The organism is Burkholderia catarinensis, from assembly GCF_001883705.2.
Taxonomy (GTDB): domain Bacteria; phylum Pseudomonadota; class Gammaproteobacteria; order Burkholderiales; family Burkholderiaceae; genus Burkholderia; species Burkholderia catarinensis.
In genome coordinates, this window is record NZ_MDEQ02000082.1 from 1 (window position 1) to 540 (window position 540).

Consider the following 540-nt stretch of genomic DNA (forward strand, 5'->3'; position numbering starts at 1 on the left):
CGACCGGGACGAACGACGGATCGGGTTGCACCGACGGATGGCCGGACAGCCGCCGCCACGCGGCGCCGCTGGCGAGATCGACGACGATGATGCCTCCCGGACCGTTGGTCGACGAATCGGTGATGTACGCGAATCCCTCCTTGCCCGCCTGGAAGTCAAAGCGAACGTCGTTCAGGTAGGTCGTCGGCAATGCGACATCGGGTGGCAGCACGTAAGTCCGCGTGACGCGGTTGGTCTTCAGGTCGATCGCGACGAGCTTCGCGCCGCCCGGCACCTGCGCCCTGAAACCCGGCACGGCCGGATCGAGGACCCACAACTTGCCACGGCCGTCCGCGACGACGCTCTGCACGCTAATGAAATGCCGCGCGGGCGAATCCGTCTCCGCACGATTCGTCTGCGCATCCGGGTACGCGACCACCTTGTCGCCGACGATTTCGCCGACCGTGTACGGCACGTCGTCGCCCCAGCGCGGGAAGTTGACGAAGATCCGCCGCGAGTGCGGGTCAACCGCGACGCCCGTCGGCATCGCGCCGGTAAACG

1 protein-coding gene is annotated in these 540 nt (G+C 67.2%); it reads right to left on the bottom strand.

Features of this window, described 5'->3' with window-relative positions; genetic code table 11:
- A partial coding sequence (locus tag BFF94_RS37585; RefSeq protein WP_246637514.1) for an L-dopachrome tautomerase-related protein occupies positions 1 to 540 on the bottom strand: 540 nt, incomplete at both ends.